Raw genomic sequence first — 25,312 nt, 5'->3', positions numbered from 1 at the left:
AGAAGGATATCTTCTAGTTGCTCTTACATAGAAAAAGCGCCGTCACTTGTGATGGCGCTTTTTCTTGTTGAAGACTATATGTTTTTTAGGGTGCTTCAAAATTTTTAAATTAACGTGCAGTATAGCCTCCATCAACAAGAAGTGTTGTACCGTTAACAAAACTAGCATCATCACTTGCTAAAAATAAGACAGCTTTAGCGACTTCTTCTGGTGTTCCAAGTCTGCCTTGCGGATGAAGTGAAGCTAAATATTCTTTCTGTTGAGGATTAACACTACCTAGTAAAGGGGTGTCAATATAACCAGGGCACACCGCATTAATACGTATTCCATATTTAGCGTAGGCAGTACATAAATTTTGAGTTAATAGTTTCACACCACCTTTTGCAGAGGAGTATGCTGTTGGGGTAGGTAATGAAACAAAACTATGAATCGAACCAGCGTTAACGATGACACCACCTGTACCTTGTTTAAGAAATTGTTCAATCGAATATTTATCAGAAAGGAATACCCCAGACAAATTAATATCAATAGTTCTTTTCCATTTTTCATAGGATAATTCGTTTGCCGGTGCATCATCAGCAACGCCGGCATTGGCATACATAATATCTAATTTACCGTATGTACTTACTGTCTCATGAATTAGCTGTTTAATATCTGCCTCTTTTGTTACATCAGTTTTAATAAATAACGTAGTATATCCATGTGCATTCAATTCATCTGATAGTTCTTTTCCACGTTCAGAAAAGTCAGCAATAATTACTTTTGCACCTTCTTCGATAAAAAGACGAACAGTAGATTTGCCAATTCCACTTGCACCACCAGTTATGATTGCTACTTTGTCTTTTAATTTCATATAAACCTCTCCATTCATCAATGAATTTAAGTCGAATTTTTAAATCTTGTTACTAAACTATTAACCTTAAATAGTAAGTTTATAGAAGAAAAAGCTCGCGTTTACTTAATCGTGAGAGTACTATTTGTGTCTTTATCCCGCTATTTGCCGGGCAGTAAGACCCGCACCTCAAAATTCAGCGGAAGCAAAGACGTTAGGTGGGGGCAGGCTACCTGTAAAAGCACGATTGATTAAAGTTTCACTTTATTGTACTTATTGATACAGTGATGCATGAAATTATTAATTTGGTCAATTTTATCATTAGATTGAATATTTGGTAAAGAGCCTTCGAACAGAGTGAGTGTGGATGCTGAAAAATTAAAATAAATATTCAGTATTATTTGTAGGGTAAGGAACAAAGGGGAGAGATAACTACTACGCTAGTTAAATAGGAGAAAGCCTTGCAGGGGGGCAAGGCTTTAAACAGGGTATTAAAAATTATTGATTTATTAAGAATAACTTCTTCTTGTGAATAAACTAATTTTAGCATGATAACTCATATATATGTGTTACGAATTTGTGAATAAAAACTCAATGATAAAAGTATGAGTGAAAGGAAATAAGGTATTTGGGATATGCATTATTACACAAAGTTCAGTTGAAATAGGGAGGAACATAAAAAAAGCGCAATGAGCAAAATAATTAAGAGACGAATTATACTAAAGATTAGTGGAACGCCTACTATTTAATTTCTTTTTGTATTTAATTCTTTAGAACTGATTGTTAATAATGTATGTAAGAAGCGTATATTTTGAATTATTTAATAGAATAATATATATTTATATTGATTTAATGATTTTAGTTTGTTAAAAATGGGGAAATCGATATGAAGGTTAAATTTGCCGTAATAAAAGATGAGAGCTTTGATTGTAGTTTATTGGAAACAAAATTATTGAAAACTTTTAAAGAAGTAGATTGTGAAGCAGATATTGTAAAGGTTGAGAATGAAATTTTTGAAAACAATGATGTACAAACGCATTTATCAGAAATAACCATTCATGTTACTGGAAAAAATATTGGATACAGATCCGTTTCAGCCAGTATATTTATTGTTCTAGAGAGTTTATCAATACAGCTATTTCGTATTCATATTAGTATATTTTAAGCAGTTCAAAAAGTGGATTCTTCAGAAAATCATACTGATTATATTAAGTTGTAAATATGAAAACAATAGAAATTATCGTAGGTGCTCCCGAATGTTGGATTGCACCTTGTTTGTTGTTAAATAAACAGGGGATTCCTTTTCTAATTTTAATGTATCTTAACGCTAATTCATAAATAGAAGAATGGAAACATGTGAGTGATTCAATTAGATTGTACAAATAATTTGGTACGCTGATATACGGAATGTATTCACAGGTAAGAGGGTTGTCTCATAATATATATAGATTTTTCTATAAAGATGAACAGAGGGTGTGAATATATGGAAGATGTTTACGCTAAAATTGACAGTCTCAAGGCGGAGCAAAAAGAAATTATGAGAGACATTCGAAATTTAGAAACGCGTACCACTATTAATGAGAAAGACATAGCAACAATCAATAAGCAATTAGAAAAAATAAGTACAAACACTACTTGGATTTTGCGAATTATTATTAGCGCGATAATAATGTCAGTTTTAGGATTGATATTAAAAGGGATGATTTAAAAGAAAGAGGGGAGCTCCCTCTTTCTTTTATGTAAATGAGAAACTATAAATTTTCCGTTTCCTTTTCGTCTGCATACTTATCCTCTAAGGAAATTAATAGAGGGATTGATATAGTTACAAGAATGATTAAAGTGGTGATAAAAGATTTAGAAAGAGAAAAAGAACCTTCAATTAAAGGTGATAAAAACTTGAATGAAAGTATACTTGTTATGAAGGAAATTACTAAAAAGCTAAAAAGAGATATATTTTTATTCTTTATAGATGTCTCTATAAAGTCTTTAACACAGGTTATTACGACAAATATAGTTAATATGATAAGAGAAACAAAATAATGTGTTAAATTCGTCATATTAATAGTAGGATCGTCTATTATGTAAGCAAGTAACTTAGATACTAATATTCCTCCAAACAATAAAATAATAAAAGCAAGTAATCCTTCCAATATATAAGTGCTGAAATTGTCTTTCTTGTTAAAGAGTTTATAGTTTAGAGTAGATTGGGTTATTTGAATTAGGAATAGGGTAATAATCCATACATAATATACAAATGGTAATTCTCCTGAGAATAGAGAAATTAGAAAGTTTACTACTGTCCTTAAAATTTCAATCATTACGAAAGTCCTCCTACTTGTTCAGCTTTATGACATTAGGAATATATGAGTATATCATTTTATAATTAGGTTTATAGATTCAAACTATTTCTAATTATTCCATAATAAGGTGGTTATATCAAGTAGTTATCTTCTATGGCGTGTATTAGTTGTTCACTAATATAAAAAGCACATTTGAACGTTAATACTAGAAAAATAAAAGTAATATGTAATATAATTGAAAAAGTATATTTAAAAATCGATGTTAATATTACCCTCCTATAAGTATTAACATACGTAATTGAGGTGTTTTCTTTGTTGTTTTATGACCGGATTTCTATAATGGCCCCTCCTGTTCCGTAGCTAAGGAAAGTCTTTTTATTTCTGAGATTTTCAAAGTTATAGGAGGGTATGAAAAATGAAAAAAGTCTCAGTACCATCACTTTTGTTAATGATTATTCTTGTCGCATTTCCGCAAATTAGTGAAACGATTTACACACCGTCTTTACCGGACATTTCAAAGGCGTTACATGTAAGTAATAATGAGGTGCAGTTAACGCTTAGTGTGTATTTTGCTGGATTTGCTTTAGGTGTATTTTTTATTGGATGGCTATCAGATATAATTGGCCGTCGCCGGGCAATGTTATTTGGAATTGTCGTATATGGCGCTGGGAGTTTCTTATGCTTTATTGCAAATTCCATTGAAGTTTTATTGGTAAGTCGTTTTATTCAAGCGTTTGGAGCAAGTGCAGGATCAGTTGTGACGCAAACGATTCTTCGTGAAAGTGTAGAAGGGCATAAGAGGCATGTTATGTTTGCTCAAATCTCGGCAGTCATTGCTTTTACACCAGCGATAGGACCGTTAATTGGTGGCTTTCTTGATCAAATGTTTGGATTTAAAATAGTATTTTTAAGTTTAGTAGTTATGAGTATCGGTATTTTTCTGTATACGTTTGTTTCTCTTCCTGAAACAAAAACGGGCTCAGTAACGAATAAAATAAATGTATTTTCAGTCTTGAAGAGGTTAATTACAAATCCGAAAGTGATAACATATGGGCTGTTAATTGGAGGAGCAAATGGTGTTTTATTTAGCTATTATGCAGAAGCACCGTTTATCTTTATTGAATACTTTCAGTTATTACCTAGTACGTATGGGTTTTTAGGAATTGTTGTTGCGTCTGCTTCTATTGTTGGAGCGAAAGTTTCAAAGCGTTTACTTGCTACTTATAAACCAGAGAAAATTATATATATCGGTTGTCTTGTAATGACAGGGGGAGCTATCCTTTTATCTGTTATTACGTTTGTTGGATCAAATCCGAATGTAATATATATGGTTGTATTTTTAATAGCGATGTTTATATTGCTATTAGGAATTGGCATAGCGTTACCTAACTGTTTAAGTTTAGCGTTAGTAGATTTTCAAGATGTCATTGGTACAGCAGGTGCATTGTTTAGCTTAGGGTACTATGTAATTGTAACGACGACAATTTGGGGAATGAGTCAGCTGCATACAGGCTCATTAATGGTGATGCCACTTTATTTTCTGGTTATTGTAGTTATAATGGCAGTGTTTACTAGGGTGTTTATCTTTGGTAAGCAAACTTCGAAATCGATTTAAATATGAAATCATAAAAGAGTCTCATTTTTTAATGAGATTCTTTTATATTTTATTCCGTTGTTTTGAGGCAGAAAGGTTTCTGCCTCAAAATTTGGCTGGGGTAAAGAAGTTAGTAGTTTATTAATATATTAAATTTCTCATTGGTATATAAATTGAATGTGTGGGAAATTACGTTATTAACAATAAAGGCTGAAGTATTTAAGATATGAAACTAAGGAAAAAATGTTCTCCTCGGTTATTTATATTGTAATAATATACATGCCGGAATCATATTGAATAGATGTATTTTATTGTTAATTTAGTTAAAAATTAATCAGACTTATGTATAATAATTTATTGAAAAAATAATTGAATTTTTCAGATTAATGAATTAATATAAGGTAAGTAATTTTAAGATTTATAGAATATTGGAAGATGAAAGGTTTTGAGAATTTTATTAGGAGCGCAAAACGATTTTAGGATAGCTTTAAAGCTAGTGTAAAATGACGTTTGCTTCATCATTTTCAGGGCCAAAGGGAATTAGGGGAAAGCATCTTGTTTTAAAATGCGACGACTATGAATCATCTAAGAGGGGGAAGTGAAGTGGCAAACAAAGAATTGAAAAGAGGTTTAGAAGCACGTCATATTCAAATGATTGCTTTAGGCGGAACAATTGGTGTTGGTTTGTTTATGGGTTCAGCCAGCACGATTAAATGGACAGGTCCGTCAGTAATGCTTGCTTATGCAATTGCAGGTATTTTCATCTTCTTCATCATGCGTGCCATGGGAGAAATGTTGTATATGGAGCCAAGTACAGGCTCATTTGCGACATTCGGTCATAAGTATATTCATCCACTAGCTGGTTATATGACAGCGTGGAGTAACTGGTTCCAGTGGGTTATCGTTGGGATGTCAGAAATTATCGCGGTTGGAGCGTATATGCAATATTGGTTCCCAGATTTACCAGCTTGGATACCAGGTATAATTGCAATGGTTATTCTTGGTGCAGCCAACTTAATTTCAGTTAAGTCATTTGGTGAATTCGAATTTTGGTTCGCGATGATTAAAATCGTTACGATTCTATTAATGATTATTGCGGGATTTGGTCTTATTTTCTTCGGAATTGGTAACGGTGGAGAAGCGATTGGTATATCTAATCTTTGGTCAAATGGCGGTTTCTTTACAGGTGGTTTTTCAGGATTCTTCTTTGCATTATCACTTGTAGTTGGAGCATATCAAGGTGTGGAATTAATCGGGATTACTGCTGGTGAAGCGAAAAATCCGAAGAAGACACTTACAAGAGCAATTCAAAGTACAATTTGGCGTATTTTAATATTCTATATTGGTGCTATTTTCGTTATTGTAACTGTGTATCCGTGGGATCAATTAAGTACAATTGGTAGCCCGTTCGTAGCGACTTTTGCGAAAGTTGGTATTACGGCAGCAGCTGGACTTATTAACTTCGTTGTAATTACAGCGGCAATGTCTGGTTGTAATAGTGGTATTTATAGTGCTGGACGTATGCTTTATACGTTAGGGATAAATGGACAAGCACCAAAATATTTCACAAAACTTTCTGGAAATGGTGTACCTTTATTCGGTACAGTTGGTGTAATTATTGGTTTGGCGGTTGGTGTTGTATTAAGTTATATCGCACCGAAAAACTTATTCGTATATGTATACAGCGCAAGTGTACTTCCTGGTATGGTACCATGGTTCGTCATTTTAATTAGTCAAATTCGTTTTAGGAAAGAAAAGGGAGCAGAGATGAAAGATCATCCGTTCAAAATGCCATTTGCTCCTGTAACAAACTATTTAACGATTGCCTTTTTAATTATGGTATTAATCGGAATGTGGTTTAACGATGATACTCGTATTTCACTAGTTGTAGGTATTATTTTCTTAGCTATCGTTACAATTAGTTTCTATGCTTTTGGAATAGGGAAGCGAGCTCCGTTAGACGTTCAAAACAATAAAGAGATTTCAAGTAAATAAAGAAAAGGCTGTTCATCTGGAACAGCCTTTTCTTATTGTTGTTATTTGTCGATAAATCGGTACACCTTGTCGAATGGTTGATATAATTTGATTTGTGATAGATATATTTGAAAAATCGTTGATATATTGTACGTTATGATAGATATATTTGAAAAATCGTTGATATATTGTACGTTATGATAGATATATTTGAAAAATCGTTGATATATTGTACGTTATGATAGATATATTTGAAAAATCGTTGATATATTGTACGTTATGATAGATATATTCGAAAAATCGTTAATATAATTTCACATACTATCTGTCACTATCATGATTAAAATTTCTCTAATACGATTTTCCCTATGGTGTGCCCGCTTTCAAGTAGTGCATGTGCTTTCTTTAAGTTTTCAGCGTTAATTGGTGTGAATGTTTCATTTAAAGTAGTCTTTAAAATGCCTTCATCTAGTAGTTCGCTTACTTTATTTAATAGTTCGTGCTGCGTAATCATATCGCCAGTTTCATACATCGCTTTTGTAAACATAAACTCCCAAACGAGTGTAGCACTTTTACTTTTTAAAATACCCATTTCAAGAGGGTGTTCATTTTCTACGATAGAGCAAATTTTGCCTTGTGGTTTAATAAGGTCACATATTGCTTGCCAATGTTGATCTGTATTGTTTAAGCAGAAAATATAATCTACATCGCTGAATCCAAGGCTTTGTAATTGCTCTTTTAAAGGGGTATGATGGTCAATTGTATGGTCAGCTCCAAGCTTTTTAACCCAGTCTATCGTTTCGCCGCGGGAAGCAGTTGCGATTACATTTAGTTCAGCCCATTTCGCAAGTTGAATTGCGATTGAACCGACACCACCAGCTCCGCCGATAATTAAAATGTTTTTAAATGAGTTCGTATCTTTTTTAGTATGATCAATGCCTAAACGTTCAAATAAACCTTCCCATGCTGTAATCGCTGTTAAAGGAATTGCGGCGGATTCAGCATCATGTAACGTTTTTGGTTTCTTACCGACAATTCTTTCATCAACTAAATGATATTCACTATATGTACCTTGTCTCGTAATGCTTCCAGCGTAAAATACTTCGTCTCCTTCTTTAAATAATGTACAACTTTCGCCAGTTTGTACAACAACACCACTAGCATCCCAGCCAAGTATTTTTGGTGCATCTTCTTTTTTATCTTTCGGAGAGCGGACCTTTGTATCAACTGGGTTAACGGAAATAGCGTTAATTTTCACGAGTATATCTCTTCCTGTGGCAACAGGTTTTTCAATTTCCAGATTAATTAAACTGTTTTCTTCTTCAATAGGTAAGTATTCATGTAAACCAATTGCTTTCATTTGTAATCCCTCCATTAAAGTAAGAATCATTTACCTCTATATTATAGATGGTGAAATACTGCTATGTAAAAAAATACCCTCTTTTTTATGTAAGCTGTACTGATAGTCTAGAAGGAGTTTATTTCTAAAAAGAAGAATTTTTTACTGTATTACTTTATCCAAAACTAAATGTAAAGGTGGATACATAATGACAGTAAAGAAACTTTATTTCATCTCAGCAGGTCGTTGCATGTTGGATCATTCGTCTGTTAACAGTGCGTTAACACCGGGGAAACTATTAAACTTGCCGGTGTGGTGTTATCTTCTGGAGACGGAAGAAGGTCCTATTTTAGTAGACACAGGTATGCCAGAAAGTGCAGTTAATAATGAAGGGCTTTTTAACGGTACATTTGTTGAAGGACAGATTTTACCGAAAATGACTGAAGAAGATAGAATCGTGAATATATTAAAGCGTTTAGGGTATGAGCCAAACGACCTTTTATATATTATTAGCTCTCACTTACATTTTGATCATGCAGGAGGAAACGGTGCTTTTACAAATACACCGATTATTGTGCAGCGAACGGAATATGAGGCAGCACTTCATAGAGAAGAATATATGAAAGAATGTATATTACCGCATTTGAACTACAAAATTATTGAAGGGGATTATGAAGTGGTACCAGGTGTTCAATTATTGTATACGCCAGGTCATTCTCCAGGCCATCAGTCGCTATTCATTGAGACGGAGCAATCCGGTTCAGTTTTATTAACTATTGATGCATCGTACACGAAAGAGAATTTTGAAGATGAAGTGCCGTTCGCAGGATTTGATCCAGAATTAGCTTTATCTTCAATTAAACGTTTAAAAGGAGTTGTGGCGAAAGAGAAACCAATTGTTTTCTTTGGTCATGATATAGAGCAGGAAAAGGGTTGTAGAGTGTTCCCGGAGTATATATAGTGCAAAAAGTCATGAGTTCGCGTGCTCATGACTTTTTCGTTTAAATAATTTTTTTAAATAAATTATAAACTTTTTTTGAACTATCTTCGTTTAACTGATAGTACGTAAGGTTTACATCATCAGGAGTATCTTGCTGAGCAATCATCACTTCGCTGCTGTGATGATCAACTACCCATATGAAATATTTTTTATAAGTTCCATCTTCGAAAGTAATCCACATATCACAATCTATTAAGTCTGATCCTTCTTCATCTAATGTTAATTTGCCTTTTTTTGCGGTATTCATACTGTTAATAAACGTTTTTAATTCATCTGTTTTTGTGAGAAAGATATTCTTTTTTGTTTTAATTGATTCGACATGTATATCTTTTATTTCCTGTTTTCCTAAAAAAACAGGAGGCTCATTTGGATCTCGCGAGCTTGAAATAATAGTAGCTTTCTTTTTCGGCTTATTTGCAGTATACAGATCTTGAATAGATTTTCCCGAGTTTACAAACCATACAATTCCAGAAATAATTAATACGCTACCGAGCAGTAAAATGATTTTCTTAATAGAATATTCTCCTCTCTATTACTTCGTATGAAGAGCTTTTCTATTAATATATGATAGGGAGGCGCAAAGTATTATAGTTGAACTTGGTTATGCTTCACAGTTTTTACAGGGCGATCTACGAGTAAATTGTAAGTGAGACCAATTAGTACGAAAATGCCACCGATAACTTTGCCCATTGAGAGTTCATGCGACAAAATGAAATCAATGATAGTCCCCGCAAATAATTGTCCGATAAAGATGAGTAATGTTAAATAAAATGCTGATATTTTAGGAGTGATATAGTTCGATAGTGAAATGACGATAACGCCTACTAATCCGCCTAAGTACACAGCGATGGGAATAGATTGTAACGTCTGCATTGGAATATACAATGAATCTGAACTGAAAATTAAAAATAACATAGAGAAAAATAATCCAGTAATATAATTGAAAAACGTGCCTTCCCAATTTCCAATTTTTGCTGCTAAATTCGCGTTTATAATTCTAGCAACAACGATAGAAACACCAGCTAAAATAGCGATCGTAATATATAACATTTTTTTGCCTCCATTAATAAATTGTCATGATTATAATTCCGGAAGAGATGAAACATAATCCAATTAGTTTTTTCTTTTCAAACTTTGCAACTTTCATTCCTAATAAGCCGAAATGATCAATAACGATGGAAGCGATAGATTGACCGAGTAAACTTAATGCAATCGTAATAGAAGCACCAAGGGCGGAGAAACTTATATTATTAAAAAGGACAGTGAATACTCCAATCGCTCCAGCGCTATATAAAAAAAGCGGAATACTTTTATCAAAATGAATTTTATTTTTGTTTATGATTAAAATGAAGATAACTGCAATTAAACCGACAAGGTGAATGACAACGCTTGCTGTATACTTCCCAATTAACTCAGATAAAATCCCATTCAGTGGAAGCATAACGGCGATGAGCACACCAATAAAGACAGAAAGAAAGTTATACAATGTAATATCCCCTTTAATTTTCATATTTGTAATGACTGTATCATGCTGAAATTGTGTATTACTATGACATATGTCATAGTGGAAGAAGAAAATTTTGATTACAATGGGGATGAGTGGTAAAGGCGGGGGAACTATGAAGAAAGTATGTAATTCAATTAAATTAGCAAAGTATATGAAACAAAATAATATTGATTCATTTTTTAGTAATGATATGAAACCGTATATGGAACTTATATTTTTTAAAAAGAATGAGTTTATTTGTAGAGAAAATGAAGAGATAGATTATTTATATTTTTTCGTTGAAGGAAAAGCGAAAGCGTTTAATACATTAAGTAATGGGAAATCTGTGTTATTATGCTTTTATGATAGTTTGCAGTTGTTAGGAGATGTGGAGTTAATTCATTCTCAAAAGACTGCTTCAAACGTACAAGTAATGGCAGATTCATATTGTGTTGGTTTACCTTTAGGAAAAGTGAGAAATCAACTATTTCATGATGCGAAATTTTTACGATGTATTTGCGGATCGTTAGCACATAAATTAAACCGACTTTCAAAAAATAGTACTATTAATTTACTATATCCACTTGAAAATAGACTTGCGAGTTACATGTTAGCAGCAGGAGAACGAGCAGTTCAGCATGAAAATAGAATTGTGTTTAGTGGGAATTTAACGGAAATAGCGGAATTGTTAGGAACGAGTTATCGGCATTTGTTGCGAACATTAAATATTTTTTGTGATAAAGAGATAATAAAGAAGAACGATGGATGCTATGAAGTAGTAAACGTGGATGTTTTGAGAGAATTGGCTGCGGATGTTTATAAATAGGAGATGAAGTTATAAATGATTACACCTATATTTAGAATTTTTGATATTGAAAAAGCAAAACTATTTTACATAGGTTTTTTAGGATTTAAACTGGATTGGGAACATCGGTATGAGGAAAATATGCCATTATATATACAAATTTCGTTAGATGATACTGTGATACATTTATCAGAACATCATGGTGATGCCTCACCAGGTGGTGCGATTCGGATCAAAATAGATGATGTAAAGGATTATCATTCTGTATTATTAAGTAAAGAATATGTTTATTCGAAGCCGAATATAGAAAAAACACCTTGGGGTACAATTGAATTAACTGTAATTGATCCGTTTTTAAATAGAATTATATTTTATGAGGAAAAATTGTCGGAGTAGAAAGGATTCATATACAAATATTCATGGGTTAAGTAGTGTAGTTACGTGGTAAATGGAATGAAGAGTAGTTCATAAAGTAGTGAACTGCTCTTTTTCATGTTGTTAAACAGATTGAATTATTGAAAAATAAATCGTATGATAAAATACATGAACAAATGAGCATATATTCATTTGTTGTAAGGAGGAGGGAAAAGATGTTAGATGCAATCATTGTTGGAGCTGGTCAAGCGGGATTGACAATAGGATACTACTTGAAGCAGGCAGGATATAATTTTTTATTACTCGAGGCAGGAAACCGAATTGGTGATTCATGGAGAAATAGATATGATTCTTTGCGGCTCTTTACACCGAGTGAATATAGTAGTTTACCAGGTAGGATATTAAAAGGAGCAAGGAATGAATTTCCATATAAAGATGAAATTGCAACTTATTTAGAAGAATATGCAAGACATTTTCAATTACCGGTACAATTACAAACGGAAGTACTAAAAATAAAGAAAGAAAAAGAAATATTTGAATTACATACTCCTACAGAAGTTTTACAAACGAAAAAAGTTATTATCGCATCAGGTGGTTTTCAGCAACCATTTATTCCCTCAGTTTCAGCAAATCTATCATCACATATTTTTCAAATACATTCATCACAATATAGATCATCATCGCAAATTCCACAGGGGAAGGCACTTGTAGTAGGTGGCGGAAATTCAGGAATGCAAATAGCAGTAGAACTTGCAAAAACGCATGAAGTTACGGTGTCTATTAGTCATCCTTTAACGTTTTTACCGTTACAACTTTTTGGAAAAAGTATTTTTAATCTGCTAGAAAAAGTGGGTTTATTGTACGCTGAAATAAATACAAAGAGGGGAAGATGGTTTCAGAAGAGAAAGGACCCTATTTTCGGTTTTGAAGGTAAGAAACTTATTCGTAATGGAGCAATCAAACTGCAAGAAAAAGTAGTAAGTGCATCAGGAAATAACATTATGTTTCAGAATGGTGATACTTATAGTGCAGAAAGCGTTATATGGTCAACTGGTTTTGTACAAAATTATAATTGGATTGAAATTGAACAGGCAGTGAATGAGAAAGGATTTCCTAATCATATAAAGGGAATCAGTCCAGTAAAAGGATTGTATTATATCGGTTTACCATGGCAATCTCAAAGGGGTTCCGCACTTATTTGTGGTGTAGGAAAGGATGCAGCGTATGTACTTTCTGAAATCAAAAAAATAGATCAGTAGCAATAACTACTGATCATCCATATGTACATGAATTAGGAGAGGTCAAACATTTATTAACTTTATTATAATAGATTTTCATAGAATTAAAAACTGAAAATTCAAATTTCATGTTGAGAAAGTTTTTTGTATCGAAATATATGAAAAAATAGGGATTTTCATCCCACATTAACGGACAGTAAGGCCTCCACTGATTAAAGTTTCACTTTATTAAAAGGAAAAATGATATTTATATTTTAGTAAATTATGATATAGTCTAAATAAGTGTGTTTTTCCATAAATGTAATTATTTTCATTGTAGTTTCGTTTATATAAGGGAAGGAGAAGTAATTATGAAGTTTGATGATCAACGCTTACTAGGAGTCCGATTAGGTTCTGTACTTGTGACAGAGGAAAATCAATATTTAGTAATTAAGAAAAAAGATCATTATGCACTATTAAATATACATAATTTAGAATGCACTCATGTTGAAGTGCAGTTAGAACATTTGGAAGAAATGTTACATGAAGATTTCCAGGAAAGTATAACGGAAATTATCGCACCAGAACATATAAAAATTGTTGCGAAAAATGTTATATAGATAAAGAAGCTGGAAGGAACAGCTTCTTTATTTTCATTATAAGGATAACGTTTTTACAACCTCACCAATGATCCCTTCCATTTGATGAACACCTAAATCGGAATTGGTCATAATAACAGCGCCATTCCCGCAGTATGGATAACAAACCATCATACATTGAAATCCGACGCCCCATCCGAGTGAATAAATCTGTAATTCTTCATTAGAATCATCTAGAAAAACACCTAATCCAGTCCATTTTGAGCAACCTTGAGGAGAAATCATGTCTAGTAATAATTTTTGAGAAAGTTTTAGTTTGCCCTTTCCTTGTAAGGAATGAATGATTTCAATGACTAAAGCTGATAAGTCAGTGAAATAAAACAAATGAAAGTTAGTAAGGGGGAACATTCATGGAATTCTGGATGGTTATACCGATAGTAGCCTTTGGTTTCATTTATATCGCTGAAAAATTAACTACAATTGAAAAGAAAAATGATGGGCGTTTAAAGAGAATTGAAGATAGATTACAATTAATTACGAAAGAATTGGGAATTGTAGAAAGAGAACCTGAAATTAATAAAGAACTACGCCAGCTTGTAGAAGAAGGCAAAAAAATTACAGCAGTTAAGAGAGTAAGAGAAGCTTTTGGTTTTTCCTTACTAGAAGCGAAGCAATATGTTGATAAATTATAAAAAAGATCACCCATTTGGGTGATCTTTTTCACTGCACCATGCGTGTATTTACATAAGCCGCGATTATAACGTGTCCAATTATAATGATAGGAAATAAGATTTTGGCATTAGGAGTAGTGAAGACACTACCGATTGTCGCAATGACACCAGCAATTAAATTATAAAGACCTACTATTTTTGATAGTGTCACTTTATCAAGCACGCGGCGTTCGTTGAATCCTGATAAGAGGCAAGTGTATTGTTTTACTCCGATGAAATAAGCTAGTGCAAATGAAATGATTGCTACTATGAATAATGATGGTGAAGCGAAGAGAGTCATTGCAAACACCTCCGTTAATGGGCTATAAATAAATTATAGTCTGAATGTTATAATTTAACAAAATACAATTTTGATTTTAAATGTAATAGAAAAATGGAGTATTTGTAATGAGGGGAGATTAAGTATGAATATTGTGGAGTTTCAGATTGAGACGACAAATTAACGAAGGAACTAATAGAAATGGTAGAAAAGAAATTTCAGAAGCGCGTAACGGATTTCATTATTACACATGCGCACGCTGATCGAATTGGCGGAATAAAAACGTTGAAAGAAAGAGGTATTAAAGCGCATAGTACAGCATTAACTGCAGAATTAGCAAAGAAAAATGGATATGAAGAGCCGCTTGGAGATTTACAAACAATTACGAGTTTGAAGTTTGGCAATACAAAAGTAGAAACGTTCCATCCAGGGAAAGGACGTACAGAAGATAATATTGTTGTTTGGTTGCCACAATATAAAATTTTAGCTGGAGGCTGTTTAGTGAAATCTGCGGAAGCTAAAGATTTAGGAAATGTTGCGGATGCGTATGTAAATGAATGGTCTACATCGATTGAGAATGTGCTGAAGCGATATGGAAATATAAATTCGGTAGTACCTGGTCATGGAGAAGTAGGAGACAAGGGATTACTTTTACATACATTGGATTTATTAAAATAAGAAATTGTAGAAATACAAAAGAAAGGAGAAATAATTTTCTCCTTTCTTTCTTCTAACTATATTTAAATGCTGAATCTGTCGATTACGTCAGCATATATTACTGAGATTTTAATTCCAAGTATACAAATACTAGTACTGTCATAATTGCAATAACAACGTAAGTAGCATCAAGCATTATAAGTGTTTTTAAAGTTTCAGTCATCGTAATTCACCCCTGTTATAAAAATATAACATGATCTTTTTATTGATTAGATTAGAGATCATAAAGATAAAATGTATATGAAATTTCTTAAGTAGCTTCTATATAAATATATCATATAAATAATGTAAGTAATGTTAAGATAGTGTAAATGTATTGTAAATAAAAAGCTTTACAATAAAGGCTTTAATAAAAAATGATAGTTTCTTAAAATAAAAAATACGCTATTCTTTCTATTGAATGATAGAAAAGGATGGCGTTTTTGTATGTCTATTTTCATATGTGATGAATTGCAACTATTTGTATAAGGATTCAAAAAATTTTCGTTGTATATATTTCTCCAAATTAATTATTTAGCTATTTAAAAGTATCGAAAGATGTGTGCACACTAATGTACATTTTTTAGTGTCAATAAAAATATTATGTCAACAATATGAACTGTCACAAATCTTTATATATTATTGTGATTGATATCACATCACTTTTTTTCAATGGGTATTATGCTTAAGGTGTAATGAATGATTGGGAGAGGGTGGGATGATATGTTTTGTTATCAATGTGAACAAACGCCAACAGGCGGATGTAAAGTCATGGGTGTTTGTGGTAAGAATGAAACGATTGCGAGTTTACAAGATACGATTGTGTTTGGGCTAAAAGGAATTGCAGCTTATCGCACACATGCTGCTCAGCTAGGGTATACGGATGCATTTGTAGATGCTACAACACAAGAAGCTTTATATATGACATTAACAAATTCTAATTTTAACGAACAAGAGCATATTGATATGGCTATGAAAGTTGGGAAATCAGCTTTACGGGTGATGGAGTTATTGGATGAGGCACATACGAATCATTTTGGTGTGCCAGAACCTGTACAAATTACACAAAATCGTGTAGAAGGTAAAGCAATTGTAGTTACGGGCCATAATTTATTTGCATTAGAAGAACTATTAAAGCAAACAGAAGGAAAAGACATTAATATTTATACGCATTCTGAAATGCTACCAGCACACGGATACCCGCAGCTGAAAAAATATAAACATTTAAAAGGAAACATCGGTAAGGCATGGTATGATCAAAGACGCCTTTTTGAAAAATTTACTGGTGCCATATTAGCTACAACGAACTGTGTTATGCCAATTAAAGGCTCGTACTCTGATCGATTCTTTTCATATGACATTGCAGGTTTAGAAGGTGTACAAAAAATTGAAAATGATGATTTTACAACGTTAATTCAAAAAACGCTAGAACTTCCAGAAGTACATATGGAGTCGGATGAACAGTTAGTGACAGGGTTTCATCATAATACAGTATTATCATTAGCTCCAGAAATTATTGACGCAGTAAAAAAAGGGAAAATAAAGCGTTTCTTTGTTATCGCCGGTTGTGATGCACCGGGAAAAGGCGGAGAATATTATCGTGAATTAGCAACGTCACTTCCGCCAGAAACGGTTATTTTAACAACTTCTTGCGGGAAATTCCGCTTTAATGATGTGGATTACGGTGTTGTACCTGGTACGGAAATTCCGCGTTACATTGATTTAGGACAGTGCAATAATTCAATTTCTACAGTGAAAATAGCGGCTGCTTTAGCTGATGCTTTTCAATGTGAAGTGAATGAATTGCCAGTAAGTATTGTCCTATCATGGTTTGAACAAAAAGCGGTTGCCATTTTACTAGGGCTATTTAGTCTTGGGATTCAAGATATTCGCATCGGTCCAAAGGCTCCTGAATTTATTTCAGCTGGCGTGCTTGATGTATTACAAGAAACATTTGGTTTAAAACTAATTACAAATGCAGCAGAAGATATGGCTATGATGTTATCGTAACAAAAAATGATCTGTCTTATTAAATAAGAAGAGCTAGCCATATTCATTAACTTTGGTATAGTATAGCGCCCCAAAACAAAAATGTAGAATTTTTATTTTGGGGTATTTTCTTTTCTTAGTGGGATAGGTATGGGGAAATTTAAAAAAAGAAAACAGACTGTATCGAATAGGTAATAGTTGATTTTAGAAAAAAATATAAAAATCGAGTTGACATTCATCGCTACTCAGTCATACAATGTACTTGTAATAAGCAATACTGAGTAGTGTTGTTTCTCAAAATATTTTCAGCAGACAATAGGTAATAGCGGATTTTAGAAAAAATTTGAAAATCAGTTGACATCTATCGCTACTTAGTCATACAATGTAGATGTAATAAGTGATACTGAATAGTTCGAATTCACAAAAACTGTTCAGTGAAAAATTCGCCTTAGTACTCTGTAATACTGAATATAAGTCAGACAGAATAGGGGGTAAAGGAGGATCAGAACATGGAAAATTTAACTGAAATGTTGAAAGGTTCACTGGAAGGGTGTGTGTTGGAAATCATTAGCCGCCGTGAAACGTATGGTTATGAGATTACTCGCCACTTGAATGATCTTGGGTTTACCGAAGTCGTGGAAGGAACGGTGTATACCATTCTCGTACGACTAGAGAAGAAAAAGCTTGTGAATATTGAAAAGAAACCATCAGATATGGGGCCGCCTCGTAAGTTTTATTCATTAAATGAAGCTGGTCGTCAGGAGCTTGAACTATTTTGGAGAAAATGGGATTTTGTATCGTCAAAAATTAACGTCTTGAAGTCAAACTAGCCTCATAATATAAAATGTTTCGGCTCATATTTGGAGAGTTTCTTGTTCTGCTTTATAAAAAGGAGGAAAATAACATGTTGGAAATATTCAAAAAATTAATCGGTGATAAAAAAGAGTACAGAATGATGATGGCACGTGTTGCAGCACTGCCAGAGGACTATCAGTTTGTGTTTAAGAAAATTCAAAACTATATGTGGAATTTTTCGACCGGAAACGGGATGGATATGCTGCACATTCAGTACGAATTAATCGATTTGTTTGAAGCCGGTGCAGCGGAAGGTAGACAAGTGCTAGATATTACTGGGGAAGATGTGGCATCTTTTGCTGACGAACTAGTGGCAAACGCTAAAACGTATGTCTCCAAATATCGTGAAGATTTGAATGAAAGTATTATGAAGAAATTGAGAAAAAAATAAATGCAATACGTAATACCGACTGATTAGCTGGTCATAAATGTGAACCACCGCCATCGCTATTCAGTTATATTTTTAACTCAGTACTAAGTGTTACAGAATATCAGTGGTACTAAATAGAGGGTATAGGTAATTTATTTTTGTAAGGGGGAAAAAGCATGAGCAATGCAGCGATTTCTGTAAAAGGATTAAAAAAATTTTTTAAAGACAAAGAAGTGTTAAAGGGAGTGGATTTTGATGTACAGCGTGGCGAAATTTTCGCGCTGCTAGGCTCAAATGGAGCGGGAAAGACAACAACGGTCAACATCCTTTCGACGCTAATGAAGCAAGATGGCGGTGAGGTAAGCATTTGTGGATTTGATGTACAGCGCCAACCAGATCAAGTTCGTCAAAGTATCAGTTTGACAGGACAGTTTGCAGCTTTAGACGGCATGTTGACGGGGAAAGAAAACTTGATAATGATCGCTAAGTTACGTGGTGTTTCCAATCCCGTTCAAGTCGCTGACAATTTGCTTGAAAGATTTAGCCTGACTGATGCGGCAAACCAAAGGGCAGATCAGTATTCAGGCGGGATGAAGCGCCGGCTTGATATCGCGATGAGTTTGATCGGGGCGCCAGCAGTTATTTTTCTTGACGAACCAACGACTGGACTTGATCCTGAAGCGCGAATTGAAGTGTGGGATACAGTCAAGGAACTTGCCGGTAGCGGCACAACGATCTTGCTTACGACCCAGTACTTGGAAGAAGCCGAACAACTAGCAGACCGTATCGCTATTTTGCATGGCGGAAAAATTATTACGACAGGTACTCTTACTGAACTGAAAGAGATGTTCCCACCGGCAAAAGTGGAGTATATCGAGAAGCAACCGACATTGGAAGAAATATTCCTTGCGATCATTGGCAAAAAGGAGGAGATGTAAATGAAAAGTAAAACAGGTGTATTATTAGGTCGTTTAATGCGTAACATTATGCGCAGCCCGGATACAATTATTACAGTAGCGATTACGCCGATTATGATGATGCTATTATTTGTTTACGTATTTGGCGGGGCTATAAAGACAGGAACAGATAACTACGTCAATTATTTATTGCCAGGAATTTTGCTAATGGCTATCGCATCCGGTGTAGCTTACACTTCTGTGCGACTCTTTACGGATGTAAAGAGTGGGCTGATGGCACGTTTCATTACGATGCCTATTAAGCGTTCATCGATATTGTGGGCTCATGTTTTAACCTCTCTTGTTGCTAATGTACTTACTATCGTGGTGGTTATTCTTGTTGCATTATTAATGGGTTTCCGTTCCAGTGCTAATATTCTAGAGTGGCTCGCGGTAGCTGGAATACTTGGGATGTTTACGCTGGCGCTAACATGGCTAGCTATCATTCCAGGATTGAAAGCGAAGTCTATGGAAGGGGCGACTGCTTACTCGTACCCGCTAGTTTTTCTTCCATTTATTAGTTCGGCCTTTGTGCCTACCGAAACGATGCCAAAAATTGTTCGTGCGTTTGCAGAGAATCAGCCTGTAACTTCAATCGTGAATGCGATTCGTGCTCTTTTATATGAAGGAACTGTGGGTAACGATATTTGGATTGCACTCGCTTGGTGCGTAGGTATAATGGTCATCTCTTACTTTTTCGCCAGTAAAGCATTTAAACGTCAGTTAGGGTAAGAAACGAGATAAACGAAACCTTCAGGAATAATATATATTTAGAAAAGCACGGGAGATTTTCCGTGCTTTTATTATTTATCATGCTCTCATTGTAGTAAATGAAATGGTATTTAAAAATAGGATAATTATCCAGTGATAAAGCTTAATATTTGAGGCTCACTGCTTATGGAATGTATAAGCACACTCGTTTTTGTAAATCTGCTAATACTTCATCGGGTATTTCTTTGATTTTAATATCCTTCCCTAGAAAAAGCAGCCAATTTATTATTTCCGTCACTTCATCGGGATTGTTAACATTGATAAAAGTTTTTAAAATGGCTGTGGATTGGTAAGGATTAGTATAAGATATTGCAATTTTTAAAGGATGGTATTTTTTGAACTGGGCAATTGCTGTTGGACCAAGTTCAAGTACAAGGTTAATTGCTTCAGCCTTCTTACTTAGTTTTTCTAAAATCTTTTTCTTATTGAGCCTTTTATTCGTCGTGTACGGTTCGATATTGATGAGAGCATCGACAGGAAACATTAACTTCTTTTCTTCTTTTAAGTCAAATCCTTCAATGATCCAATGGCTTTTTTCTTGATAAAGGTGTAATAGATAAATTGGATAAGACTTAATTTCTTCATCTTCTTTAATGGTAATCAATAAATGGTTATCCAAAAGAAGGATTTGAATGAGTTTTTCTAACATAGGATGGGGGAGATCAGAAAGCTCAAGTAGATCGGGATTATGAGGATTAGTTCCTTGGAACAGCAAGAGTTGATTTAAAAGAACGAGGTCATCTTGCTGGGTTTCTGAGATGAGTCCTAGTAGTTTTTCAGCTAAAGATTGACGACTTTTTAGATAGGGAAGTTGTTGATTCCTCGTAGCCATAAAGGCAATAAAAAGAGCTTTCACTTCATTATCAGTAAAGCGAACAACGGGCAGGATAGAATTATGCATAACAAAATATCCACCCGTTCTCCCAACTTCAGCGACAAGTGGCATTCCCATAGCTTCAATTTCTCTAATGTCTCTAATAGCTGTCGATCGTGATATGTTAAATTCTCGTATGATTTCAGAAATTGTAAAGTGGGAGCGGTTGTTGATATACCGCATAATTGTATTAATCCGTTCAACTTTTTTCATTTTGGTCTCCTAAACAGTATCATTTTTTGACATGGTTTAAAGATATTATAAACGTATCAGATGAAAAGATAAATCGTTTGATTAATAAAAAAAGAGGCAGGTTTTGTATATGAAAAATTATACTATAGAAGAAAAAGATAGCTTTATTGTGTTAGGTATTGGAACTGAAATTAAGAGTGAGTACACAGACTTTGCTGGAATAAATAAAGAAAAGGAAGACTTTTGGTCGGCTGTTAAAGAAGATGGAAGGCTGGACACTTTAAAAGCTTTAGCGACAAATGAATACATTTTTTCTGTGAGCGAAGCGGTGAATAACAAAATGATGTATTATGCGGGTGTCATGACAGAAGCACAAATAGAAGAAGAATCTAGAGTGATTCAGTTTCCGAGGGGAGAATACTTAGTAGTAAAAGGGGAAGACAAAACAGCTGAAGAGTTAAGTAATAAGTTGACTGGCATCGCCTTCGGTCAAGCTTTACCAGATGCAAATGAGTTTGCTTATGTTGGTGGACCAAATACGACGGTTGAGATGGGGAAAAGAAACGGCTTAGTGTTTGGTGAAATGTGGATTCCAGTTGTAAGGAAGTAAAGTGATAAAAGATACGAATATGGGAAGTAGAGGCTAACAATCTTGGATTGTTGGCCTTTTTAACATGAATATAATATTCATATGTTTATTGTATTTTTTGCGACAAGATTAAATAGCTTTTTTGTTACTTTACAATAAAGTATACTTAATATCAGTAATTCATATAATTAGGAGTGGTTTCTATATTTAGAGAAAATACAAAAAGGATACTTCTGTCATTAGTAACAAATCCAATACTAATAATTGTATACGGGATTTTTTGTTATGAGTTGGCCTTATACTGTAAGTACGGAAGAATGAATTATAATATTTACATTTTGTTATTATGTATAGTACTTTTTATATCCATAACTACATTTACTACAATGCGGGTGATAAAAAATAGAGAATATAAATCTAAAAAATTAACAAATTCAATAGCATGGAGATCCATTTCTATTATCGTTATTGTTGCAATTACATCATTTTATGGGATGCAGATTTATAAAAGTGCAATAAATTACAATGGCAAATTGGCATGGTTTATAGAAAAGTTAAAACATGAAAGGTCAGTTAAACTTAAACATAATAATATATATAAATCTGGAGTAGAAGGTATTTTTGAAGATATAAATAAAAAATATCCTTTGCCAAAGAAATTGTATATGGCAACTGATTTTGATCTTACGTTTCATTCAGATGGAACAATCACAGCGTTTGATACATTTGTTTATGGGAAAAATGTTGATGGGAAAGAAGAAACTTATTTAATCTCTTATAATAAGAAGAAATCAGAAGATATTACTATAATACGAGATGGATACGCAAAGCCTGATTATAATGATGATAAATTAGTAGAACCTTTAATTAAAACGGTTAAGGCGATCCCAGTTAAGCAAACGGTCAAAAAATGGAATGAAAGTAAGTATGGGTTGATTTATTATGGAAAAAGAAATTGGGGATCCAATACAGAGGGAATTATTAATATTACTGAGGATGGTAAGGAGCAGAGTCTTAAAGAAGCAGCTTCTGATATCATTGGATATACTGTATCTATATTTGTCCCTGGAAAAGAGAAAGAGCTAGTCCCTGCTAGATATAATTTAATAAGTGACGCAAGTTGGAGTAAATCAAAGACGCCTCCAAAAGAAGATAGGCTTAAAGAGAAGGAACAACAAGATTTAAAGAATGAAAAAGAACAGTTTTTCCTATCGAAAGAAGTTGGTTATAAACTAAATATGACAGATAAAGCATTAGGGAGCGCCTTTTATTCATTAAGCAAGACTAGTGATGAAGGGAAAACATGGGAGGTTATCAATCCAGACCCATTTAATGGGGGGATTGGTAGTGTATCAGGAATCACTTTTATAAATGATAAACTTGGGTTTTTAGGAGCAATCAGGCCTTCTGGTAATGAAGGAGAGTTATATCGTACAGATGATGGGGGAGTATCTTTCAAAAAGGTAGAATATCCGCCGCATGAAGTGAAATTAGATCATACACAGTCCACAATAAGTCCTTTTGATTCTCCTAGTATGCCATATGAGAAAGATGGGGTTTTTAATATGTTAGTTGGACAAGGGGCAGATGGAGACTACAATGGCGATAGTAGTGCACTTTATCAATCAAAAGATAACGGAGAGACATGGGAATTTGTAGAAGAAGTGAAAAAGAAATAATCAGAATGTCTTTTTGAAAAATAAGGTAACTACTCAGCTATACATTTCATTTAGAAATTTGGTAAGGAGTATAATTCCAGCCATGAAGATAAAAATGGACCTATACCTCGCTGCCTTTCTTTGTTTTATTTCTTATGCTTACTATCAACGCTATATTTATAGAAAGGTATTTTGGTGATATACAAAAGTGGATTCGAAATATTACATGTTGCTTTGCTTTATTCGTAGTAGTTTTAGTAGCTCTACGGATAGGTTACTTTCGAATTCAAATATTTCCATTTTGTGTGTATCACTTCTACCTCAATTTTAAGATCCAGAGAAGGGATTGCTGCTTTTTCAAGGTGAAGTTTTGGGGCTTACGCAAATCACTGTTAGCTTTATAGTTAACCTTGTAATTGTATGTACAGCAAGTAAAATTGCAAAATGGTTTGGCACACGCCCGACGTGGCTACGAGTACAGCGTTGGCTTATGGCAAGTGTTTTAACGGTGCTTGCTGTACGTCTTGCTTTTGAACGTCGACAGTAAGAGCCTCTTTACCTTCAGTTTCTATAATATAACCTAATAAATATTAATATAATTTATGTATAGTAGATATTAACCTTATAAAATAAGGGGGGAATATTATGACTGAGACAAATGAATCTTCAGGAGTCAATTTGAAAAAAGATATGAAGTTTTCTATTATAATTCCTGCACACAATGAAGAAAAGTACATTAGAAAATGTTTAGATTCAATTGCAAAGGCATCAGAGGCATATAAAGAGCAAACGGAAGTTATAGTTGTTTTAAATCGTTGTACAGATAAAACAGAGGAAATAGCAAAATCTTATAATTGTATTACATTGAAAAATAACGATAAAAACTTATCTAAAATTCGAAATGCAGGGGCTAAAATAGCCAGTGGAGAAATAATCGTTACTATAGACGCTGATACGATAATGACAGAGTCTATGTTGTCTAATGTAGATAAATATTTAGCTTCAGGTAAATACATTGGTGGTGGGGTGAATGGGAAGTTTGAAAGAATATCTTTAGGAATATTTCTCTCCGCAATGTTAATCATAATCCCTTTACTTTTTAAGTACGGAGCTATATCTGTAGGGATTTTTTGGTGCTATAGAAAAGACTTTATGGCAATCAATGGATTTAATGAAAACATGCTTATGGCAGAAGATGCAGATTTCGCAAAACGTTTAAAAGAGTGGGGAAAGAAAAATAATAAGAAATTCGGTACTATTAAAAATGGAATGATAACTTCATGCAGAAGATTTGATACATATGGAGACTGGACTTTATTTAAAAATCCAAAAGTAATTTTAGCTTATCTAAAAGGAAATGATAGAAAATACGCAGATAAGACATATTATGATAACCAAGAAAGATAAAAGTGGAGAAAAGCGGCAGAGGATAGCTAGTACTTTTTTTAGATATGATGAGAATCCAACTTAATTTAATAGATATTATAAGAAAACCATCAATTTGATTATCCTTTTTCAAATTGATGGTTTTTATTTTTGAAATAAATATGTATTTTTTATAAAAATATTTTTTGACCCCCATAAAACTATGTATTCCTCCGAATATGTATAGTGAAGAAAATAAATAGAAGAAAAATGACTATGAAAGAATATAGAAGTATTAATAAAATTACTAGATTAAGTGGGCATCCAAAAAAAAAGGATGAAATTACCAATGGTATAGAGGAGAGTTATTCAAGAATTGCAGATAAAATAGAAAAAGAATAAGCAAAACGAACGGTAGAAAATAAGAAAGTAGATAAAAATACAAACTTAACTTTAGTGCTGAGAGAAAAGGAAAATCATTAAGAA

Annotated in this window: 27 protein-coding genes and 4 pseudogenes; 22 read left to right on the top strand and 9 right to left on the bottom strand. The window is 33.5% G+C overall.

Annotation, left to right across the window (positions count from 1 at the left end):
- Window positions 1-109: 109 nt before the first annotated feature.
- On the bottom strand, window positions 110-853 hold the full coding sequence (locus tag AXW78_RS16320) for an SDR family NAD(P)-dependent oxidoreductase (protein WP_061884434.1): 744 nt from the start codon (window positions 851-853) through the stop codon (window positions 110-112).
- Window positions 854-1,718: 865 nt separating this feature from the next.
- Between AXW78_RS16320 and AXW78_RS16315 the strand changes: the two genes are divergently transcribed.
- Together AXW78_RS16315 and AXW78_RS16310 are read left to right on the top strand one after the other, a co-directional pair.
- On the top strand, window positions 1,719-1,997 hold the full coding sequence (locus AXW78_RS16315; RefSeq protein WP_000865020.1) for a hypothetical protein: 279 nt from the start codon (window positions 1,719-1,721) through the stop codon (window positions 1,995-1,997).
- A 318-nt stretch (window positions 1,998-2,315) separates the two neighbouring features.
- Window positions 2,316-2,540 (top strand): hemolysin XhlA family protein, encoded by a 225-nt coding sequence (locus AXW78_RS16310; RefSeq protein WP_000390462.1) that lies wholly within the window; start codon window positions 2,316-2,318, stop codon window positions 2,538-2,540.
- A gap of 43 nt (window positions 2,541-2,583) precedes the next feature.
- On the opposite strand, the gene AXW78_RS16305 is transcribed toward AXW78_RS16310, so the two are convergent.
- On the bottom strand, window positions 2,584-3,150 hold the full coding sequence (locus AXW78_RS16305) for a DUF5823 family protein (protein WP_000570039.1): 567 nt from the start codon (window positions 3,148-3,150) through the stop codon (window positions 2,584-2,586).
- Between the two features lie 397 nt (window positions 3,151-3,547).
- Between AXW78_RS16305 and AXW78_RS16300 the strand changes: the two genes are divergently transcribed.
- Both AXW78_RS16300 and AXW78_RS16295 read left to right on the top strand, forming a co-directional pair.
- A complete protein-coding gene (locus tag AXW78_RS16300; RefSeq protein ID WP_061884433.1) occupies window positions 3,548-4,747 on the top strand; it encodes a multidrug effflux MFS transporter in 1,200 nt (399 codons plus the stop codon).
- 582 nt (window positions 4,748-5,329) lie between these two features.
- Window positions 5,330-6,721, top strand: a complete 1,392-nt coding sequence (locus AXW78_RS16295; protein ID WP_001284408.1) for an amino acid permease — start codon at window positions 5,330-5,332, stop codon at window positions 6,719-6,721.
- A gap of 319 nt (window positions 6,722-7,040) precedes the next feature.
- Here the strand turns inward: AXW78_RS16295 and AXW78_RS16290 are convergent, their stop codons facing one another.
- The gene (locus tag AXW78_RS16290) at window positions 7,041-8,060 is read right to left on the bottom strand and encodes a zinc-binding alcohol dehydrogenase family protein (protein ID WP_061884432.1); all 1,020 of its coding nucleotides are present in this window, start codon (window positions 8,058-8,060) and stop codon (window positions 7,041-7,043) included.
- Between the two features lie 187 nt (window positions 8,061-8,247).
- Between AXW78_RS16290 and aiiA the strand changes: the two genes are divergently transcribed.
- The gene (gene aiiA, locus AXW78_RS16285; RefSeq protein WP_000216601.1) at window positions 8,248-9,000 is read left to right on the top strand and encodes a quorum-quenching N-acyl homoserine lactonase AiiA; all 753 of its coding nucleotides are present in this window, start codon (window positions 8,248-8,250) and stop codon (window positions 8,998-9,000) included.
- Between the two features lie 40 nt (window positions 9,001-9,040).
- On the opposite strand, the gene AXW78_RS16280 is transcribed toward aiiA, so the two are convergent.
- From AXW78_RS16280 to AXW78_RS16270, 3 genes are all read right to left on the bottom strand, one after another.
- The gene (locus tag AXW78_RS16280) at window positions 9,041-9,535 is read right to left on the bottom strand and encodes a YhfM domain-containing protein (RefSeq protein WP_033690086.1); all 495 of its coding nucleotides are present in this window, start codon (window positions 9,533-9,535) and stop codon (window positions 9,041-9,043) included.
- Window positions 9,536-9,624: 89 nt separating this feature from the next.
- A complete protein-coding gene (locus AXW78_RS16275) occupies window positions 9,625-10,089 on the bottom strand; it encodes a DMT family transporter (protein ID WP_000965803.1) in 465 nt (154 codons plus the stop codon).
- Between the two features lie 13 nt (window positions 10,090-10,102).
- Window positions 10,103-10,549, bottom strand: coding sequence for a DMT family transporter (locus AXW78_RS16270; protein ID WP_061884431.1), 447 nt, complete (start codon window positions 10,547-10,549; stop codon window positions 10,103-10,105).
- Window positions 10,550-10,658: 109 nt separating this feature from the next.
- Here AXW78_RS16270 and yeiL point away from each other — a divergent pair, with 109 nt between their 5' ends.
- From yeiL to AXW78_RS16250, 4 genes are all read left to right on the top strand, one after another.
- Window positions 10,659-11,351, top strand: a complete 693-nt coding sequence (gene yeiL / locus AXW78_RS16265; RefSeq protein ID WP_033703578.1) for a transcriptional regulator YeiL — start codon at window positions 10,659-10,661, stop codon at window positions 11,349-11,351.
- Window positions 11,352-11,366: 15 nt separating this feature from the next.
- On the top strand, window positions 11,367-11,726 hold the full coding sequence (locus AXW78_RS16260; RefSeq protein WP_000632389.1) for a glyoxalase superfamily protein: 360 nt from the start codon (window positions 11,367-11,369) through the stop codon (window positions 11,724-11,726).
- 194 nt (window positions 11,727-11,920) lie between these two features.
- The gene (locus AXW78_RS16255; protein WP_000882901.1) at window positions 11,921-12,964 is read left to right on the top strand and encodes a flavin-containing monooxygenase; all 1,044 of its coding nucleotides are present in this window, start codon (window positions 11,921-11,923) and stop codon (window positions 12,962-12,964) included.
- Window positions 12,965-13,293: 329 nt separating this feature from the next.
- Window positions 13,294-13,542 carry a hypothetical protein gene (locus AXW78_RS16250; protein WP_000666947.1) on the top strand — a complete coding sequence of 83 codons (249 nt, stop codon included), beginning with the start codon at window positions 13,294-13,296 and terminating at the stop codon, window positions 13,540-13,542.
- 36 nt (window positions 13,543-13,578) lie between these two features.
- Here the strand turns inward: AXW78_RS16250 and AXW78_RS16245 are convergent.
- Window positions 13,579-13,893 (bottom strand): annotated as a pseudogene (locus tag AXW78_RS16245) (serine hydrolase domain-containing protein); the annotation flags it as partial.
- Between the two features lie 38 nt (window positions 13,894-13,931).
- Between AXW78_RS16245 and AXW78_RS16240 the strand changes: the two are divergent.
- The gene (locus AXW78_RS16240) at window positions 13,932-14,213 is read left to right on the top strand and encodes a hypothetical protein (protein ID WP_000397730.1); all 282 of its coding nucleotides are present in this window, start codon (window positions 13,932-13,934) and stop codon (window positions 14,211-14,213) included.
- A 28-nt stretch (window positions 14,214-14,241) separates the two neighbouring features.
- On the opposite strand, the gene AXW78_RS16235 is transcribed toward AXW78_RS16240, so the two are convergent.
- A complete protein-coding gene (locus tag AXW78_RS16235; protein WP_000171767.1) occupies window positions 14,242-14,532 on the bottom strand; it encodes a DUF3784 domain-containing protein in 291 nt (96 codons plus the stop codon).
- Between the two features lie 150 nt (window positions 14,533-14,682).
- Here AXW78_RS16235 and bla point away from each other — a divergent pair.
- From bla to AXW78_RS16205, 6 genes and pseudogenes are all read left to right on the top strand, one after another.
- Window positions 14,683-15,189 (top strand): annotated as a pseudogene (bla, locus tag AXW78_RS16230) (subclass B1 metallo-beta-lactamase); the annotation flags it as partial.
- Window positions 15,190-15,930: 741 nt separating this feature from the next.
- Window positions 15,931-17,217 (top strand): hydroxylamine reductase, encoded by a 1,287-nt coding sequence (hcp, locus tag AXW78_RS16225; protein ID WP_002082429.1) that lies wholly within the window; start codon window positions 15,931-15,933, stop codon window positions 17,215-17,217.
- Between the two features lie 488 nt (window positions 17,218-17,705).
- Entirely contained in the window at window positions 17,706-18,026 is a 321-nt protein-coding gene (locus AXW78_RS16220) for a PadR family transcriptional regulator (RefSeq protein WP_000429484.1), read from the top strand.
- Between the two features lie 74 nt (window positions 18,027-18,100).
- Window positions 18,101-18,442 (top strand): DUF1048 domain-containing protein, encoded by a 342-nt coding sequence (locus AXW78_RS16215; RefSeq protein WP_000889650.1) that lies wholly within the window; start codon window positions 18,101-18,103, stop codon window positions 18,440-18,442.
- A gap of 155 nt (window positions 18,443-18,597) precedes the next feature.
- Window positions 18,598-19,359, top strand: coding sequence for an ABC transporter ATP-binding protein (locus AXW78_RS16210; RefSeq protein ID WP_000063324.1), 762 nt, complete (start codon window positions 18,598-18,600; stop codon window positions 19,357-19,359).
- Window positions 19,360-20,109, top strand: coding sequence for an ABC transporter permease (locus AXW78_RS16205; RefSeq protein WP_000837801.1), 750 nt, complete (start codon window positions 19,360-19,362; stop codon window positions 20,107-20,109).
- Between the two features lie 163 nt (window positions 20,110-20,272).
- On the opposite strand, the gene AXW78_RS16200 is transcribed toward AXW78_RS16205, so the two are convergent.
- Window positions 20,273-21,235, bottom strand: a complete 963-nt coding sequence (locus tag AXW78_RS16200) for a helix-turn-helix transcriptional regulator (RefSeq protein WP_000755056.1) — start codon at window positions 21,233-21,235, stop codon at window positions 20,273-20,275.
- Window positions 21,236-21,344: 109 nt separating this feature from the next.
- Here AXW78_RS16200 and AXW78_RS16195 point away from each other — a divergent pair, with 109 nt between their 5' ends.
- From AXW78_RS16195 to AXW78_RS35275, 6 genes and pseudogenes are all read left to right on the top strand, one after another.
- Window positions 21,345-21,824 carry a GyrI-like domain-containing protein gene (locus tag AXW78_RS16195; protein WP_000801038.1) on the top strand — a complete coding sequence of 160 codons (480 nt, stop codon included), beginning with the start codon at window positions 21,345-21,347 and terminating at the stop codon, window positions 21,822-21,824.
- A 173-nt stretch (window positions 21,825-21,997) separates the two neighbouring features.
- A complete protein-coding gene (locus AXW78_RS16190) occupies window positions 21,998-23,482 on the top strand; it encodes a WD40/YVTN/BNR-like repeat-containing protein (protein ID WP_074593070.1) in 1,485 nt (494 codons plus the stop codon).
- 107 nt (window positions 23,483-23,589) lie between these two features.
- Window positions 23,590-23,742: pseudogene (locus AXW78_RS32535) on the top strand (DUF3963 domain-containing protein); the annotation flags it as partial.
- Window positions 23,739-24,008: pseudogene (locus tag AXW78_RS16185) on the top strand (LysE family translocator); the annotation flags it as partial. The pseudogenes AXW78_RS32535 and AXW78_RS16185, both read left to right, overlap by 4 nt.
- Before the next feature lie 98 nt (window positions 24,009-24,106).
- Window positions 24,107-24,868: a glycosyltransferase family 2 protein gene (locus tag AXW78_RS16180; RefSeq protein ID WP_000141001.1), complete on the top strand. Its 762-nt coding sequence runs from the start codon at window positions 24,107-24,109 to the stop codon at window positions 24,866-24,868.
- Between the two features lie 234 nt (window positions 24,869-25,102).
- Window positions 25,103-25,228, top strand: coding sequence for a hypothetical protein (locus AXW78_RS35275; protein ID WP_258010510.1), 126 nt, complete (start codon window positions 25,103-25,105; stop codon window positions 25,226-25,228).
- Window positions 25,229-25,312 lie beyond the last annotated feature (84 nt).

It is taken from the genome of Bacillus thuringiensis (assembly GCF_001595725.1).
Classification (GTDB): Bacteria; Bacillota; Bacilli; order Bacillales; family Bacillaceae_G; genus Bacillus_A; species Bacillus_A thuringiensis_K.
The sequence above is the reverse complement of the archived record's forward strand: the minus strand, read 5'-3'. Positions and strand labels throughout refer to the sequence as shown.